Below are 13,949 nucleotides of genomic sequence, written 5' to 3'. Positions count from 1 at the left end.
CGGCCGCACGGAACGACCGGAGTTCAGCGCCGTGCGCCGCCGGATCGATCACCGGACCGGTCGTCGTCGCCGAAGCCGCGTTGGACGAGCAGAGCGGTCAGGGCTTCGACTGCCGGTGACGAGTCGGCGTCGCGCATCGTCACGTGGATGTCGTGGGTGAGACCGGCCGGTTGGGAGACCTCGAGGTAGGCCACGCCACTGCGCGGAACCGCGGCAAGAGCGGGAACGAGAGCGACGCCGAAGTCGGCAGCCACCAGCAGCAGCAGGATGTCGTACTGGTCCGTGCGGAAGGCGATGTCCGGCTCGAAGCCCTCCGCGCGGCAGAGGAGCTCCGTCGCTGCCTGGAAGCCGGAGCTGGGCAATGCGGACAGCCAGGTCGCCTCCGCGTAGTCCTGGAGCCTCGCGCTGATCTGTCCCGCCCGCTGGAGGTGGGGCGGCACGGCCAGCACCAGCCGGTCGCGGTGGAGGAGTACCTGCCGCAGGCCGCGAAGATCCGGCTTCGGCAGGCGCCCGTACTCGTGGGTGACCGCGAGGTCCAGGTCGCCGTTCGCCACCGCCGGCATCGACAACTCCGGCTCCGCCTCGGTGAACGTCATCCGCACGTCCTTGTGGCGCTGCCGGAAGGCCATCAGGGCAGGCACGACGAGGCCGGTCGCCACACTGTTGAACGCCGCGACACGGATTCTCCCCCCGCGCAGTCCGGCCACCGCGTGCACCGCGGCCTCGGCGGCATCGAGCTCGGCGAAGACACGATGCGCATGTTCGACCAGGACCCGGCCCGCATCGGTCAGGCGAACGCTGCGGGTGGAGCGCTCCAGCAGGGCGATCCCCAGTTCCTGCTCCAGGGCGGAGAGCTGCTGCGAAGCCGCCGAAGGCGTACAGCCTGCCAGCTGAGCGGCTCCCGCGATGGTCCCCGTGCGGACGAGGTCCCGGAGCAGGCTGAGCCTACGAGTGTTGAGCATGAGAGAAACTTACGCCGACATGCCATCGGTTGAGGCCGACCTGATCCGGTCGGCTCGCCAGTCGCCCTCTGTGGACGATTGGCAGTCACCACGATCAGCACCGGCTTCCACTTCGCGACCGCGGTCGAACCCCGGTGGGACGCTCCCTGCCGGCCTCCGGGGTCTGTCCGGATACCGCGGAGCAGCCGCCGAGCGGCAGCGAGGCGTGAACCGCGGCCCTCCTGCGCCGAAGCTGTCCGCGGTCCAGGCGAGCAGCGGGGTGTGCGGCAGCAGGTGGGCGGCCGCGGCTGCGCCCGGGCGCAGTTCGGTGACCAGGGAGGTGGCGGCCTCGACGGCCCACCGGCCGGCGGCGTAGCCGTCGCGGTCCTCGACGTCCAGGACGATCCGGCAGGTGACGGCGAGGGTGGAGTGGCGCAGGGGCCTGGAGACGACGGCGACGGGAATGTCGGCGGCGATCATGATGCCGGCGGCGGTGTGCCAAGGATCGTGCAGGCCGAGCGGGCGACGGACGGCCGGGCTCCGGAACCGGGGAACGGCTCCGTACGTCGTAACCAGGGGTGATCGGCCAGGGGGACGGGCCGCCCGGCACGTTAGGCTGCCCTCTCGGGGAGCGGCCTGGTGCCGCCATCGGACGACGTCGGGACCGGCGTGCGGGCCGCGGGGACCTGATCGGGCCCCGGACGGAACCGCCGTGGATCCCGTCCTGCCACGGAGGTACTGGCCTTGCTGCACATCGACGCCTGGATCGAAGGCGTACCACCGGGCGCGGTGTACGCCCTGGTGGCTCTGATCATCGGACTGGAGTCGCTGGGGATCCCGCTTCCCGGGGAGATCGCCCTGGTCTCCGCCGCCCTGCTGTCCGCGCGCGGTGTGGTCAGCCCCGTCTGGGTGGCGGTCTGCGCGATCCTCGGCGCGATCATCGGTGACTCGATCGGCTACTCGATCGGCCGCAAGGGCGGCAAGCCGCTGTTCGAGAAGCTCGGGCGGAGGTTCCCCAAGCACTTCGGCCCCAGCCACCTGGCCACCGCCGAGCGCTCCTTCCAGAAGTGGGGCATGTGGGCGGTCTTCTTCGGCCGCTTCATCGCCCTGCTGCGCATCTTCGCCGGGCCGCTGGCCGGCGCGCTGAAGATGCCGTACTGGAAGTTCCTGATCGCCAACGTCCTCGGCGGCATCGTCTGGGCCGGCGGCACGACCCTGCTGGTCTACCAGGTCGGCAAGGTCGCCGAGCAGTGGCTGTCGAAGTTCTCCTGGATCGGTCTGCTGGTCGCCGCGGCCGGCGGGGCCCTCTCGGCGTGGCTGATGAAGCGCCGGGCGGCCAAGACCGCCAAGGCCCACGAGGCCGAGGACGCCGTGGCCGAGGAGAAGGCCGCGGAGAAGGCCGCGGAGAAGGCCGGGAAGGACGAGAAGGCCGCGGCGAGGGACGGCGCGGCCGCCGCTCCGACGGTCACCGCGCCCGCCGCGGACTGACCGGCCCGGACCCCTCCCGGGTCCACCCCGGTCCACCGCCCGGATCCTCCCGGGCCGGCCGGACCGCCACGCCCGCCGCTGCCCGGACACCCTCCGGCGGCGGCGTTCGCGTGAAACCGACACCCGAACCGACACCGGTACACGACGGAGAAGTGGGAACAGCATGCGGATCGGACTCCTGGGCACCGGCCCGTGGGCGGAGCGGGTGCACGCACCCGTCCTGGCGGAGCACCCCGGCGTCGAGTTCGCGGGCGTCTGGGGCCGCCGCCCCGAGGCGGCCGCCGCGCTCGGCGAGCGGTACGGCGTCCCCGGCCACACCGACCTGGACCGGCTGCTCGCCGAGGTCGACGCCGTCTCCATCGCCCTGCCCCCGACCGTGCAGGCGGACCTCGCGGTGCGCGCCGCCGAGGCCGGCTGCCACCTGCTGCTCGACAAGCCCGTGGCGCTCACCGTCCCCGACGCCCGCCGGGTGGTCGAGGCCACCGAGGCGCACCGGGTCGCCTCGGTGGTCTTCTTCACCGTCCGCTTCGGCGGTGACCAGCTGCCGTGGATCGAGAAGCAGGCGGCCGTCGGCGGCTGGTTCACCGGCCGCTCGGACTGGCTCGGCTCGGTGTTCGCCCCCGACTCCACGAGCCCGTACGCGGCCTCGGCGTGGCGCAAGGAGAAGGGCGCGCTCTGGGACGTCGGCCCGCACGCCCTCTCCGTGCTGCTCCCGGTCATCGGCGACGCCGCCTCCGTCACGGCGGTGGCCGGTCCGCTGGACACCGTCCACCTCGTGCTGCGGCACGTCGGCGGCGCCTCCAGCACCCTCGCGCTGAGCCTGACCACCCCGGTCGCCGGCGGCGGCACCGGCATGGAACTGCGCGGCGAGTCCGGCACCGTCCAGCTCCCGGAGCGCGGGGAGGGGCCGGTCGCGGCCTTCCACCGGGCCCTGGACGCCCTCGCGACGGCCGCCCGCACCGGCGAGCCGCATCCGTGCTCGGCCGCCTTCGGTCTGCGCACCGTCGAGATCCTGGCCGCCGCCGAGCGCTCGCTGGCCACCGGAACCACCGTCGAGGTCTGAGCCCGCCCGCCCCCACCCCCCGCCCCGCCCCGCCGCCGTCAGCTGCGCAGCAGCAGCTCCGCGAACTCCCGCACCCGGTCCTCGGTGATGCCCTCGCGCCGCTCGACGGCGAGCGGGTGGTCGGTGGGCTCCAGCTCGATCAGCGGGCGCAGGCCCACCGCCCGGGTGTAGACGTGGGTCTTGAGCAGCAGCGTGGACTCCGGGTAGACCGGCAGCTCGGTGGTCAGCCAGCCGAAGTACGGCGGCTCCTGCTCCCGCGCCGGGTCCTCCCCCAGCTCGTGCATCCGGGCGAAGCCGGTCCCGCTCAGCGACACCCAGACGCCCCAGGAGAAGGGGTCGCCGCCGTCCCGCACCGGGATCTCGATCAGGCCGTGGACGTAGAACTCGCGGTCCTTGATCACGCACTGGTCGGCGGTGAGCCGGCTGTCCTTGCGCCGGGCGTAGCGCGGCTTCCAGCTCACCGGAGCCGGGGCGCCGTAGGAGCGCGGCGGGCCGTCGTGCCGCCCGTCGCAGCAGGAGCAGGCGAAAGAGTGTTCGGTGGACATGGCGCTTGAGCACAGGGGGCGGGCGGGGGCCCGCCGGCACCGCCCCGTGCGAGGGTGGAGGGGTGAACCTGGAGGACCTCGCCCTGCTGCGCCGGGCCCGTGACGCGATGGACCGCGACTACGCCCGGCCGCTGGACGTGCCGGCGCTGGCGCGGGTGGCGCTGATGTCACCGGGGCACTTCTCGCGCAGCTTCCGGGCGGCGTTCGGGGAGACTCCGTACAGCTACCTCATGACCCGGCGGATCGAGCGGGCCAAGGCGCTGCTGCGGCGCGGGGACCTGTCGGTCACCGAGGTGTGCTTCGCGGTGGGCTGCACCTCGCTGGGGTCGTTCAGCTCGCGGTTCACCGGGCTGGTCGGGGAGAGCCCGAGCGCCTACCGGGCGCGCGGCCACGAGGACGGCGCCGCGATCCCGGCGTGCTACGCGAAGCTCTACACCCGGCCGGTCAGGAACGGAGAAGCGAAACTCCCGCCCCGCCCGTAGCGTGAGCCCCATGGACATCAAGCTCTCACAGTGCTTCATCGCCGTCGACGACCACGACAAGGCGCTCGCCTTCTACCGCGACGTCCTCGGCCTGGAGGTCCGCAACGACGTGGGGTTCGAGAACATGCGCTGGGTGACGGTCGGCGCCCCGTCGCAGCCGGACGTGGACATCGTGCTGGAGCCGCCGCTGGCCGACCCGAACGCCTCTCCGGCCGACCGGCAGGCGATGGCGGAGCTACTGGCCAAGGGCCTGCTGCGGGCGGTCATCTTCGCCACCGAGGACTGCGACGCGACCTTCGAGCGGATCCGCGCCGCCGGCGGCGAGGTGCTCCAGGAGCCGATCGACCAGCCGTACGGCGTCCGCGACTGCGCCTTCCGGGACCCGGCCGGCAACATGCTGCGCTTCACCCAGCGCCGGGGCGCGTAGCGGCGGCTCACCTCCCCGGGCCGGGCGCGGGCCGGCGGTCGGCGGGACGGGCCGGGGGGATGGCCGGGGCCCGGAAGTCGCGCGGGCCGGTCCACAGCGCGGGGACGGCGTCGCTGCGCCGGGCCAGCTCGTAGGCCAGCGGCTCGTAGTTGACCCGCCAGCCGTGGAAGTGCGGCCAGGCCTCGGCGGCGGGCCGCTCGTGCGGGAAGCCGGCGGCGGCGAGCATCGCCACGGCGGCGTCGAACTCGGTGTAGCCGAGGCGGATCGGGGCGTCCGGGGCCGGGTCGGCGTCGAAGTCGAGGCGCAGCGACCGGCCGATGTCGCGCAGCGCGGTGAACCCGGCGCGCAGCACCAGCCGTGCCTCGGGCGGGGCGCTGCGCGGGCAGACGGCCAGGTGGACGGCGGCGGCGTCCATGACGGCGATCAGCCCGACCACCCAGCTGCGGTTGGGCTGCGGGGATCGGAAGGAGATCAGCACGGGGTAGTTGGAGTGGCTCTCGCCGAGGTCGGCGGCGAGCCGTTCCCAGTCCCGGTAGAGCTGGGGGAGCGCGGTCTCGGTGTCCACCAGGGACTGCCGGGCGAGCAGTTCGGGGCCCCAGGCGGGCTCCCCGGCCCGGGACTGCAGCAGGGTGACCTCCAGTTCGCGCCGGTTGTAGGCGGCGTAGAGGGTCGGCAGGTAGGCGATCTGCAGGGCGATCACCAGCGGGCCGCTGGCGGCGGCGACGAAGTCGATCAGCGAGAGGTGGAGCCGCTCGCCGCTGGCGAAGCCGAGGGTGAAGAGGCTGGAGCCCGCCTCGCGGATGGAGACCGCCCAGTCCAGCTCCGAGGTGCCGTGCAGTATCAGCGTGTAGGAGACGAGCATGCCGCCGAGCCAGACGCCCAGCATCCCGGTGAGCATCAGCGGTGCCAGCCAGGTCTGCGCCCGGTCCTGCGCGCGGTAGGTGCCGAACGGCGCGGCGGCGAGCCGCAGCATCGTCCGCAGGATCCGCCAGAGGCCGTGCACCAGGGAGGAGTACAGGCCGCGCGGGACGACCAGCGTGCGCAGGATGCTGGCGACGGTGACCAGCAGGAGCAGCACGCCGGCGACGGTGTGGATCAACCTCATGGCGCTCATTGTGGCGGTCCGCCGGGGCCCGGGGTGACGGCCCGCGGGGATCGGCGGCGGAACCGGGGGATCGGCGGCGGGGAACGGGCCGGATCGGCGGCGGTGGGGATTGACAGGGCGCGGACGCCGACTGAATGCTGAGCAAGCGCTTAGTCAACGACGGCGCCCCGGCCGACGAATGGAGAGTGCCCGTGCCCGAGACCACGCCGGAGCCCCCCGCCGCCCCGCCCGGGCCGGACCTGGAGCGGCTGCGCGCCCACCTCGACCGCGAGCTGCCCGGCACCGTGGCCGGCCCGCTGCGCGCCGAGCTCATCGAGGGCGGCCGCTCCAACCTCAGCTACCGGCTCACCGACGGCGCCACCGTCTGGGTGCTGCGCCGGCCCCCGCTCGGGCACGTGCTCGCCACCGCGCACGACATGGGCCGCGAGTACCGGGTGATGACCGCCCTGCGCGACACCGGCGTGCCGGTGCCCGCCACCGTCCACCTCGACCCCGGGACGGAGGTGCTCGGCGCGCCCTGGTACCTGATGGCGTACGTGCCGGGCACCGTGCACCGGGACGCCGGTGCCCTCGCCGCGCTCGGCGAGCGGCGGGTGCGCGGCATCGGCGAGGCCCTGGTGGACACCCTCGCCGCCCTGCACCGGATCGACCCGGTGGCCGTCGGGCTCGCCGACTTCGGCCGGCCCGAGGGCTACCTGGAGCGACAACTGCGCCGCTGGTCGGCCCAGTTGGACGCCTCGCGGAGCCGGGAGCTGCCCGGCGTCGACCGGCTGCACGAGCTGCTCGCCGCCGCCCGCCCGGACTCCCCGGCGCCGGCCCTGGTACATGGCGACTACCGGCTCGACAACGTGCTGGTCGCCGAGCGCGACGGCCGGGACACCGTCGCCGCCGTCCTGGACTGGGAGATGTCCACGCTCGGCGACCCGCTCACCGACGTCGGGCTGCTGGTGATGTACACCGAACTGGCCGGTGTCGGCGGCGGCCTCATCCCCTCCGCCGCGACCGCCCCCGGCTTCCCGCACAGCGCCGAACTCGTCGCCCGCTACGCCGGGTCGACCGGCCGCGACGCCGCCGCGCTCGACTGGTACGTCGCCTTCGCCTGCTACAAGCTCGCCGTCGTCGCCGAGGGCATCCACTACCGCTACCGGCAGGGGCGCACCCTCGGGTCCGGCTTCGAACGCGCCGGCACCATGGCGCCGCTGCTCGTCGAGCACGGCCTCACCACGCTGAAGGGACACTGACCGATGGACTTCGCCTACGACCGGCGCACCCTCGAACTGCGCGAGCGGCTCACGGAGTTCATGGACCGGCACGTCCACCCCGCCGAACCGGTGCTGGCCGCCCAGCTCGCCGACCCGCGCCGGCCCGCCTGGGAGGTGCCGGCGGTGATCGCCGACCTGCGGGTGGAGGCGCGCAAGCAGGGGCTCTGGAACCTCTTCCTGCCGGGCGAGCACGGCGCCGGGCTGACCAACCTCCAGTACGCCCCGCTCGCCGAGATCACCGGCCGCAGCCCGCACCTCGCCCCGCCCGCCCTCAACTGCGCCGCCCCCGACACCGGGAACATGGAGCTGCTCGCCGAGTTCGGCAGCGCCGCGCAGCGCGAACGCTGGCTGGAACCGCTGCTCGACGCCCGCATCCGCTCGGCCTTCGCGATGACCGAGCCCGACGTCGCCTCCTCCGACGCCGCCAACATCGCCACCCGGATCGAACGCGACGGCGGGACGTACGTGGTCAACGGCCGCAAGTGGTACATCAGCGGCGCGATGAACCCGGACTGCCGGATCCTCATCGTGATGGGCAAGACCGACCCGGCGGCCGAGAAGCACCGGCAGCAGAGCATGATCCTGGTGCCGCGCGACACCCCCGGCGTGACCGTGCGGCGCGGCATGACCGTCTTCGGCTACGACGACGCCGACCACGGCGGCCACGCCGAGATCACCTTCGAGGACGTCCGCGTCCCCGCCGCGAACCTGATCGGCGAGGAGGGCTCCGGCTTCGCCATCGCCCAGGCCCGACTCGGCCCCGGCCGGATCCACCACTGCATGCGGCTGATCGGCATGGCCGAACGCGCTCTGGAACTGACCTGCCGGCGCGTCCTCGGCCGGACGGCCTTCGGCGCGCCGCTCGCCGACCAGGGCGTGATCCACGACTGGATCGCCGAATCCCGGGTCCGCATCGAGCAGTCGAGGCTGCTGGTGCTCAAGACCGCCTGGCTGATGGACACCGTCGGCAACCGGGGCGCGCACACCGAGATCCAGGCCATCAAGATCGCCACCCCACGCACCGTCGAGTGGATCCTGGACAAGGCCGTCCAGGCGCACGGCGCGGCCGGCGTCAGCCAGGACACCCCGCTCGCCGCGCTCTGGGCGGCCGCCCGGACGATCCGGCTGGCGGACGGACCGGACGAGGTGCACAAGCGCTCGCTGGCCCGGCGGGAGCTGCGCCGCCACCGCTGACCCTCGGTGTGGCACCCCGGTGCGATGCCCCCGGCCGGGTCATACCCCGGTAGCACCCGGCGGGTTGGCTCCGGGGTATGACGTCCGCGCACCGGTCCGGCCCGTACCGTCGCCGTACGGGCCGTCACACGGGGAGTCGGGGAGTTGGGAACCATGCGCGAACGGGGCCGGGGACAGGACGTGCGGGGCCTGCGGGGGCTGCGCCGGGGCATCGCCGTCGCGCTGGCGGCCACGACGGTGCTGACCGCCGCCGGGGCGGTGGCCGTGCCCGCCTCCGCGGCCCCGGCCGTCGCCGAGCGCCTGGCCGGGGCCGCGCTGCCGCAGCCCACCGGCCCCTACGCCGTCGGCACCACCGCGCTGCGCCTGTCCGACCCCGGCCGCGAGGACCCCTGGCGGCCGGGCCGCGCCCGCGAACTGATGATCAGCCTCTGGTACCCGGCCACCCGCCCGGCGCACGACAAGGAGCGCGCGCCCTACATGGTGCCGAGCGCCGGCCGGCACTTCGGCGGCCAGGAGGGCGCGGCCGTCTTCAACTACGGCACGACGCCGGACCGCACCGACTGGACCTGGGTGCGCACCCACGCCCGCCCGGACGCCCCGCCGCTGCTCGGAGCCGGGCCGCGCCCGGTGGTCCTCTGGTCGGCCGGGCTCGGCGACCCCCGCACCTGGGGGACCGGCCTGGTCGAGGACCTCGCCTCGCGCGGCTACGTCGTGGTCACCGTCGACCACCCCTACGAGGCCTCCGAGGTGGCCTTCCCGGACGGGCGGCTGGCCACCTCGGTGTTCCCCGCACTGGCCGCCCAGCCCGGGCTCGACATCGGCGCGCTGCTCCGCAAGGCCACGGCCGTCCGGGTCGCCGACACCCGCTTCGTGCTGGACGAGCTCGCCGCACTGCGCAGCGACGGCCGGCTCCCGGCGGCGCTGGCCGGCTCACTGGACCTCGACCGGATCGGCATGGCCGGCCACTCCGCCGGCGGGTTCACCGCCGCCCAGGCGATGCACGACGACCCCCGGATCAAGGCCGGCGTCAACCTGGACGGCCAGCTGCACTTCCCCGGCCCGGACGGCACCGGGGCGTACCTGAGCGGTGTCGCCGAGGACGGCCTGGACCGCCCGTTCCTGCTGATGGGCACCGAGAGCGCGGACTCCGGCCCCTACACCGGCCAGCCCGGCTGGGCCGCGTTCTGGCAGCACACCCGCGGCTGGAAGGCCGACATCACCCTGCTCGGCTCCCGGCACGGCTCGTACACCGACGCCCAGGCGCTGCTGCCCCAGCTCGCCCGCCAGGGCGCGGTGGGGGAGGAGGCCGTGCGCCGCGACATCGGCGACGTCCGCCCGGAGCGGGCGGTGGCCGCCACCCGCGCGTACGTCGGCTCCTTCTTCGACCGCTGGCTGCGCGGCCATGACGACCACCTGCTGGACGGGCCCTCGCCGCGCTTCCCGGAGGTCCGCTTCGAACACTGACGCCCCGTCACCTGGCGAGTTCGGAGTCCGGGTTGGCGGCGTCCCAGGCCTGCCGGGAGTCGGCGATGGCGTCGTGGTGGTCGTAGGACCAGTCGGCCATCGCCCGCACCAGATGGGTCAGGCTGTGCCCGAGCGGCGTCAGCTCGTACTCCACCTGCGGCGGGACGGTCGGGTGGACGGTGCGGGAGACCAGGCCGTCGCGCTCCAGCCGGCGGACCGTCAGGGTCAGCATCCGCTGCGAGATCCCCGGTACGGCGCGCTGCAGCTCACGGAACCGCCGCACACCCTGGGCGAGTTCGACCACCACCAGGACCGTCCAGCGGTCGCCGAGCCGGTTCAGCAGGTCGCGGATCCCGCAGTCCACGCCGTCCTCGCACCAGACCACCGGGCGGCCGGCGGCGGGCGGGGTGGTTACCGCGGTGTGCCCCACTGACATCGAAGTGCCTCCTTACGTCGGACGGCCAGGCTACCGAGGATGGTCATCGGGCCGCTGAGCAGGGACGCGGGCCCGGTACCGACTTCTCGGAGGAACGACCATGCTTCTCGTCACAGGTGTCAACGGCGGCCTCGGCTCGCTGGTGCTGGAGCGACTGGCCGAACGGCCCGGCACCGTGGCCGGCGTGCTGGCCGGCAGCCGTACGCCGGAGCGGGCGCCGCGGGTCGGCGTCCCGGTGCGGACGGTGGACTTCGACCGGCCCCGCACGCTGGAGGGGGCCTTCGCCGGCGTGCGGACGCTGCTGCTGATCTCGGCCGGCTACGGCGAGGACGACGTGGTGATCGCCCGGCACCGGGCGGCGATCGGGGCGGCCGAACGCGCCGGCGTCGGGCACGTCGTCTACACCAGCCTCTCCGGCGGCGGCGACCACCTCGCCTACGCGCTGGCGCACCGCTGGACCGGGCGTCGGCTGCGGGCGTCGGCCACCCTGCGCTGGACGATCCTGCGCAACGGCCTCTACGCCGAACTCCTGGGCTTCCTGGCCCGGCCGGACACCGACGGCGTGATCACCGCCCCGCTGGGCGACGGCCGGCTGGCGGCGGTCGCCCGCGCCGACCTCGCCGAGGTCGCGGTGAAGGTGGCGCTGGAGCCGGACCGGCACGCGGGCCGGATCTACGAACTGGTCGGCGAGGAGGCGGTCGGCGGCGCCGATGTCGCCGCCGCGCTGACCCGCGCCACCGGCCGCCCGGTCGAGTACCGCCCGGGCACCCTGGCCGGGGCCCGGGCGGCGGTCGCGGCCTCGGGCGTGGAGGCCTTCCAGGTCCCGATGCTGGCGGGCACCTGCTCGGCGATCGCCCACGGCTTCCTGGCCGGCCCCGGCAAGCCCGGCGACCTCGCCGCCCTCCTCGGCCGCGCCCCGCGCCCGGCCCTGGACGTCATCGCGGCCGGCACCGACGCCGCCTGGTGACCCGCCGCCCGGTCAGGCGGGCCGCCGGGAGCGCCGCCGCTCACAGGCCGCCGCCGAGGGTGACGCCGCCGTCCACCACCACGGTCTGGCCGGTGATCCACGCCGCGTCGGGGGAGAGCAGGAAGGCGACGGCGCCCGCGACGTCCTCGGGCACGCCGAGCCGGCCCAGCGGGTAGCCGGCGGCGACCTGCTCCTCGCGGCCCGCGTACAGGGCCTCGGCGAACTTCGTCTTCACCACGGCGGGGGCGACGGCGTTGACCCGGATGCCCTGGGGGCCCAGCTCGGCGGCGAGTTCGGCGGTGAGCCGGATCAGCGCGGCCTTGGAGACCCCGTACAGGCCGATGCCGGGCGAGGCGCGGATCCCGGCCACCGAGGCGACGTTGACCACCGAGCCGCCGTGCTCGCCCATCCAGGCGGCGTGCGCGCGGCGGGTCCAGGCCAGCGGGGCGAGCACGTTGACGGCGAGGGTCTTGGCGGCGGCCGCCTCGTCGACGGTCAGTACCGGACCGTGGACGGGGTTGATGCCGGTGTTGTTGACCAGGTGGTCGAGCCGGCCGAAGGCCTCCAGGGTGCGGGCGACCGCCTCCTCCTGGTGGGCCGGGTCGTCGGCGCGGCCGGCGACGCCGATGGCGACCTCCGGGCCGCCGAGGTCGCGGACCGCCTCGGCGAGCGGTTCCGGGGTCCGGGCGGTGAGGCAGACCCTGGCCCCCCGGGCGATCAGCTCGCGTGCGATGCCGAGGCCGATGCCCCGGCTCGATCCGGTGACGACGGCCACCCGGCCCTTGAAGGAGTTCACCACGGGGGTCCTCTCGGCGTGGAGCGCGCGGCCGACCGGGCCGCTGACGACGGCACTGACTCTGGCGCTGACCAAGCGCTTGCTCAGCATGGTGGCGGTGCGGGACCCTGTCAACAGCCCGCGGCGGCCCCGCGGGCCGAACGCCCGTACGGCTGCCCGGCCGACCGATCTGCGAGGATGGCGCCATGACCAGCACGCCCATCGCCGAACTCTGGCCCACCCTGCCCGGCGGCGCCGACGCCCGCCCGGAGGCGGCGTACCGGCTGCTCCAGGCCGCCGTGGAGTCCTTCGCCGAGCGCGGCTTCCACGCCACCACCACCCGGGACATCGCCACCGGCGCCGGGATGAGCCCGGCCGCGCTGTACATCCACTACCCGTCCAAGGCGGCCCTGCTGGCCGAGATCAGCCGGGCCGGGCACGCGGCGACGCTCGCCCTGGTCCGGGCGGCGGCGGCCGGCGGGGGCGACCCGGTGGTGCGGATGCGGCGCCTGGTCGAGGAGTTCACCGCCTGGCACGCCCGGGCGCGGACGGTCGGCCGGGTGGTCAACTACGAGCTGCACGCGCTCCCGCCGGACGACTACGCCGCCGTCGCGGCGCTGCGGCTGGACATCGAGCGCGAGGTCACCGTGCTGATCGAGGCGGGCCTGGCGGCCGGGGCCTTCGAGGTCGCCGAGGTGCGCACGGCCGCCCGCGCGGTCACCTCGCTGGGGATCGACGTCTCCCGCTGGTACACCGACCGCAGCAGCGAGACACCCGGGGAACTCGGCCGCCGCTACGGCGACCTGGTGCTGCGGATGCTGGGCGCCGCGCGCTGAGCCACCCGCCGCTCAGCCGTCCTTGACGGCGGTGTGCACCATCCAGGCGACGTGGTGGCGCAGCTCGTACATCTCCACCGTGGAGCGCAGCCCCAGCCACCGCTCGGCCGCCCCGAACCGCCGCAGCACCGCGTAGGGCAGCCGGAAGTACGCGTACAGCGCCTCGGTGGTCGGCAGGTAGTAGCGGGTGGCGTCGAGCTCCTCCTCCAGCCGGAACCCGGCGCCGGTGACCAGGGCGCCGAGCGTGCGGGTGGTGTAGTGCCGGGCGCCGGGCAGCACCATCGCGTCCAGGAACGGCTCCAGCAGCGCCCGTTGCGGCGCGGGCATCTCCGCGCGCGGCACGGCGGCCGGCCCGAGCAGCACCAGCCGTCCGCCCGGGCGCAGCAGCCGGTGGAACTCGGCCAGCGCCCGGCCCGGGTCGTAGGCGTGGCAGAGCGTCTCCATCGCGTAGACGCCGTCGAACGAGCCGTCCGCGTACTCCAGGTCGTGGAAGTCACCCCAGGTGAAGGTGGTGCGGTCCTCCAGGGCGGCCCGGGTGCTCAGCCGGCGCGCCTCGCGCACGTGGAAGTCCATCAGGTCGACCCCGGTGACCCGCAGTCCCAGGCGCGCGGCGAGCCGGCGTGCGACGACGCCCGAGCCGCAGCCGGCGTCCAGCACCCGGGAGTCGGGCGGAAGGGCGAGCTTGCGGCCGAGCACGGCCTCCAGCTGGCGCTGCGCCCGCCAGCAGCGCCACTTGGACTGGCCGGGCTCGGTCCAGCCCCAGTGCCGGGCGCGACGGCAGACCAGGGTGTAGAAGAGCCGGTGGCCGCGGGTGCCGTAGACCCGCCGCAGCCCGCCGAGATCGAGCTCGCCTCCGACGTCTCCGGTCATCGCATCCGCCCGGCCTTCCGCTGATCCGCGCCGCTGCCGTGCGGGCGCGCCCTTGCCGTCGCGGTCACGCTACCGAGCGGTCCGGCGCGGCGCC

The 13,949-nt window shown here is 74.8% G+C and carries 16 protein-coding genes; 9 read left to right on the top strand and 7 right to left on the bottom strand.

Translation table 11 applies throughout. From position 1 onward, the window contains the following. Window positions 1-23: 23 nt before the first annotated feature. Together ABTX81_RS24130 and ABTX81_RS24125 are read right to left on the bottom strand one after the other, a co-directional pair. Entirely contained in the window at window positions 24-962 is a 939-nt protein-coding gene (locus ABTX81_RS24130; protein WP_350549072.1) for a LysR family transcriptional regulator, read from the bottom strand. A gap of 9 nt (window positions 963-971) precedes the next feature. Then, a complete protein-coding gene (locus ABTX81_RS24125) occupies window positions 972-1,421 on the bottom strand; it encodes a hypothetical protein (RefSeq protein ID WP_350549070.1) in 450 nt (149 codons plus the stop codon). Window positions 1,422-1,688: 267 nt separating this feature from the next. Between ABTX81_RS24125 and ABTX81_RS24120 the strand changes: the two genes are divergently transcribed. Together ABTX81_RS24120 and ABTX81_RS24115 are read left to right on the top strand one after the other, a co-directional pair. Continuing rightward, window positions 1,689-2,429 carry a DedA family protein gene (locus ABTX81_RS24120; protein WP_350549226.1) on the top strand — a complete coding sequence of 247 codons (741 nt, stop codon included), beginning with the start codon at window positions 1,689-1,691 and terminating at the stop codon, window positions 2,427-2,429. Between the two features lie 163 nt (window positions 2,430-2,592). Next, the gene (locus tag ABTX81_RS24115; RefSeq protein WP_350549068.1) at window positions 2,593-3,492 is read left to right on the top strand and encodes a Gfo/Idh/MocA family protein; all 900 of its coding nucleotides are present in this window, start codon (window positions 2,593-2,595) and stop codon (window positions 3,490-3,492) included. A gap of 38 nt (window positions 3,493-3,530) precedes the next feature. On the opposite strand, the gene ABTX81_RS24110 is transcribed toward ABTX81_RS24115, so the two are convergent. Further along, a complete protein-coding gene (locus ABTX81_RS24110) occupies window positions 3,531-4,037 on the bottom strand; it encodes a DUF2199 domain-containing protein (RefSeq protein ID WP_350549066.1) in 507 nt (168 codons plus the stop codon). A gap of 62 nt (window positions 4,038-4,099) precedes the next feature. Between ABTX81_RS24110 and ABTX81_RS24105 the strand changes: the two genes are divergently transcribed. Both ABTX81_RS24105 and ABTX81_RS24100 read left to right on the top strand, forming a co-directional pair. Further along, window positions 4,100-4,519 (top strand): helix-turn-helix domain-containing protein, encoded by a 420-nt coding sequence (locus ABTX81_RS24105; RefSeq protein ID WP_350549064.1) that lies wholly within the window; start codon window positions 4,100-4,102, stop codon window positions 4,517-4,519. A 10-nt stretch (window positions 4,520-4,529) separates the two neighbouring features. Next, window positions 4,530-4,946, top strand: coding sequence for a VOC family protein (locus ABTX81_RS24100; RefSeq protein ID WP_350549062.1), 417 nt, complete (start codon window positions 4,530-4,532; stop codon window positions 4,944-4,946). A 7-nt stretch (window positions 4,947-4,953) separates the two neighbouring features. On the opposite strand, the gene ABTX81_RS24095 is transcribed toward ABTX81_RS24100, so the two are convergent. Next, window positions 4,954-6,051: a hypothetical protein gene (locus ABTX81_RS24095; protein ID WP_350549060.1), complete on the bottom strand. Its 1,098-nt coding sequence runs from the start codon at window positions 6,049-6,051 to the stop codon at window positions 4,954-4,956. Between the two features lie 191 nt (window positions 6,052-6,242). Here ABTX81_RS24095 and ABTX81_RS24090 point away from each other — a divergent pair, with 191 nt between their 5' ends. The 3 genes from ABTX81_RS24090 (at window position 6,243) to ABTX81_RS24080 (ending at window position 9,971) form a co-directional block, all read left to right on the top strand. After that, on the top strand, window positions 6,243-7,292 hold the full coding sequence (locus tag ABTX81_RS24090) for a phosphotransferase family protein (protein WP_350549058.1): 1,050 nt from the start codon (window positions 6,243-6,245) through the stop codon (window positions 7,290-7,292). Window positions 7,293-7,295: 3 nt separating this feature from the next. Then, window positions 7,296-8,507 carry an acyl-CoA dehydrogenase family protein gene (locus ABTX81_RS24085; protein WP_350549056.1) on the top strand — a complete coding sequence of 404 codons (1,212 nt, stop codon included), beginning with the start codon at window positions 7,296-7,298 and terminating at the stop codon, window positions 8,505-8,507. A gap of 153 nt (window positions 8,508-8,660) precedes the next feature. Next, window positions 8,661-9,971 carry an alpha/beta hydrolase family protein gene (locus ABTX81_RS24080; RefSeq protein WP_350549054.1) on the top strand — a complete coding sequence of 437 codons (1,311 nt, stop codon included), beginning with the start codon at window positions 8,661-8,663 and terminating at the stop codon, window positions 9,969-9,971. A gap of 7 nt (window positions 9,972-9,978) precedes the next feature. Here the strand turns inward: ABTX81_RS24080 and ABTX81_RS24075 are convergent, their stop codons facing one another. Further along, window positions 9,979-10,407 carry a winged helix-turn-helix transcriptional regulator gene (locus ABTX81_RS24075; protein ID WP_350549052.1) on the bottom strand — a complete coding sequence of 143 codons (429 nt, stop codon included), beginning with the start codon at window positions 10,405-10,407 and terminating at the stop codon, window positions 9,979-9,981. A 100-nt stretch (window positions 10,408-10,507) separates the two neighbouring features. Here ABTX81_RS24075 and ABTX81_RS24070 point away from each other — a divergent pair, with 100 nt between their 5' ends. Next, window positions 10,508-11,374: an NAD(P)H-binding protein gene (locus ABTX81_RS24070; RefSeq protein WP_350549050.1), complete on the top strand. Its 867-nt coding sequence runs from the start codon at window positions 10,508-10,510 to the stop codon at window positions 11,372-11,374. A gap of 40 nt (window positions 11,375-11,414) precedes the next feature. On the opposite strand, the gene ABTX81_RS24065 is transcribed toward ABTX81_RS24070, so the two are convergent. Continuing rightward, a complete protein-coding gene (locus tag ABTX81_RS24065) occupies window positions 11,415-12,173 on the bottom strand; it encodes an SDR family oxidoreductase (RefSeq protein ID WP_350549224.1) in 759 nt (252 codons plus the stop codon). Window positions 12,174-12,355: 182 nt separating this feature from the next. Here ABTX81_RS24065 and ABTX81_RS24060 point away from each other — a divergent pair, with 182 nt between their 5' ends. Beyond that, window positions 12,356-12,985, top strand: coding sequence for a TetR/AcrR family transcriptional regulator (locus ABTX81_RS24060; protein WP_350549048.1), 630 nt, complete (start codon window positions 12,356-12,358; stop codon window positions 12,983-12,985). Window positions 12,986-12,997: 12 nt separating this feature from the next. On the opposite strand, the gene ABTX81_RS24055 is transcribed toward ABTX81_RS24060, so the two are convergent. Continuing rightward, entirely contained in the window at window positions 12,998-13,855 is an 858-nt protein-coding gene (locus ABTX81_RS24055; protein ID WP_350549046.1) for a class I SAM-dependent methyltransferase, read from the bottom strand. Between the last annotated feature and the right edge of the window lie 94 nt (window positions 13,856-13,949).

This window comes from Kitasatospora sp. NPDC097605, from assembly GCF_040302725.1.
In the GTDB taxonomy this organism is placed as follows: Bacteria; Actinomycetota; Actinomycetes; order Streptomycetales; family Streptomycetaceae; genus Kitasatospora.
The sequence above is the reverse complement of the archived record's forward strand: the minus strand, read 5'-3'. Positions and strand labels throughout refer to the sequence as shown.

Excerpts from the sequence above, each read along its gene's own strand:
- ABTX81_RS24110 (WP_350549066.1), bottom strand. The coding sequence starts at position 4,037 with ATGTCCACCGAACACTCTTTCGCCTGCTCCTGCTGCGACGGGCGGCAC.
- ABTX81_RS24080 (WP_350549054.1), top strand. The coding sequence starts at position 8,661 with ATGCGCGAACGGGGCCGGGGACAGGACGTGCGGGGCCTGCGGGGGCTG.
- ABTX81_RS24070 (WP_350549050.1), top strand. The coding sequence starts at position 10,508 with ATGCTTCTCGTCACAGGTGTCAACGGCGGCCTCGGCTCGCTGGTGCTG.
- ABTX81_RS24085 (WP_350549056.1), top strand. The coding sequence starts at position 7,296 with ATGGACTTCGCCTACGACCGGCGCACCCTCGAACTGCGCGAGCGGCTC.
- ABTX81_RS24125 (WP_350549070.1), bottom strand. The coding sequence starts at position 1,421 with ATGATCGCCGCCGACATTCCCGTCGCCGTCGTCTCCAGGCCCCTGCGC.
- ABTX81_RS24115 (WP_350549068.1), top strand. The coding sequence starts at position 2,593 with ATGCGGATCGGACTCCTGGGCACCGGCCCGTGGGCGGAGCGGGTGCAC.
- ABTX81_RS24060 (WP_350549048.1), top strand. The coding sequence starts at position 12,356 with ATGACCAGCACGCCCATCGCCGAACTCTGGCCCACCCTGCCCGGCGGC.
- ABTX81_RS24075 (WP_350549052.1), bottom strand. The coding sequence starts at position 10,407 with ATGTCAGTGGGGCACACCGCGGTAACCACCCCGCCCGCCGCCGGCCGC.
- ABTX81_RS24095 (WP_350549060.1), bottom strand. The coding sequence starts at position 6,051 with ATGAGGTTGATCCACACCGTCGCCGGCGTGCTGCTCCTGCTGGTCACC.
- ABTX81_RS24055 (WP_350549046.1), bottom strand. The coding sequence starts at position 13,855 with ATGACCGGAGACGTCGGAGGCGAGCTCGATCTCGGCGGGCTGCGGCGG.
- ABTX81_RS24100 (WP_350549062.1), top strand. The coding sequence starts at position 4,530 with ATGGACATCAAGCTCTCACAGTGCTTCATCGCCGTCGACGACCACGAC.
- ABTX81_RS24130 (WP_350549072.1), bottom strand. The coding sequence starts at position 962 with ATGCTCAACACTCGTAGGCTCAGCCTGCTCCGGGACCTCGTCCGCACG.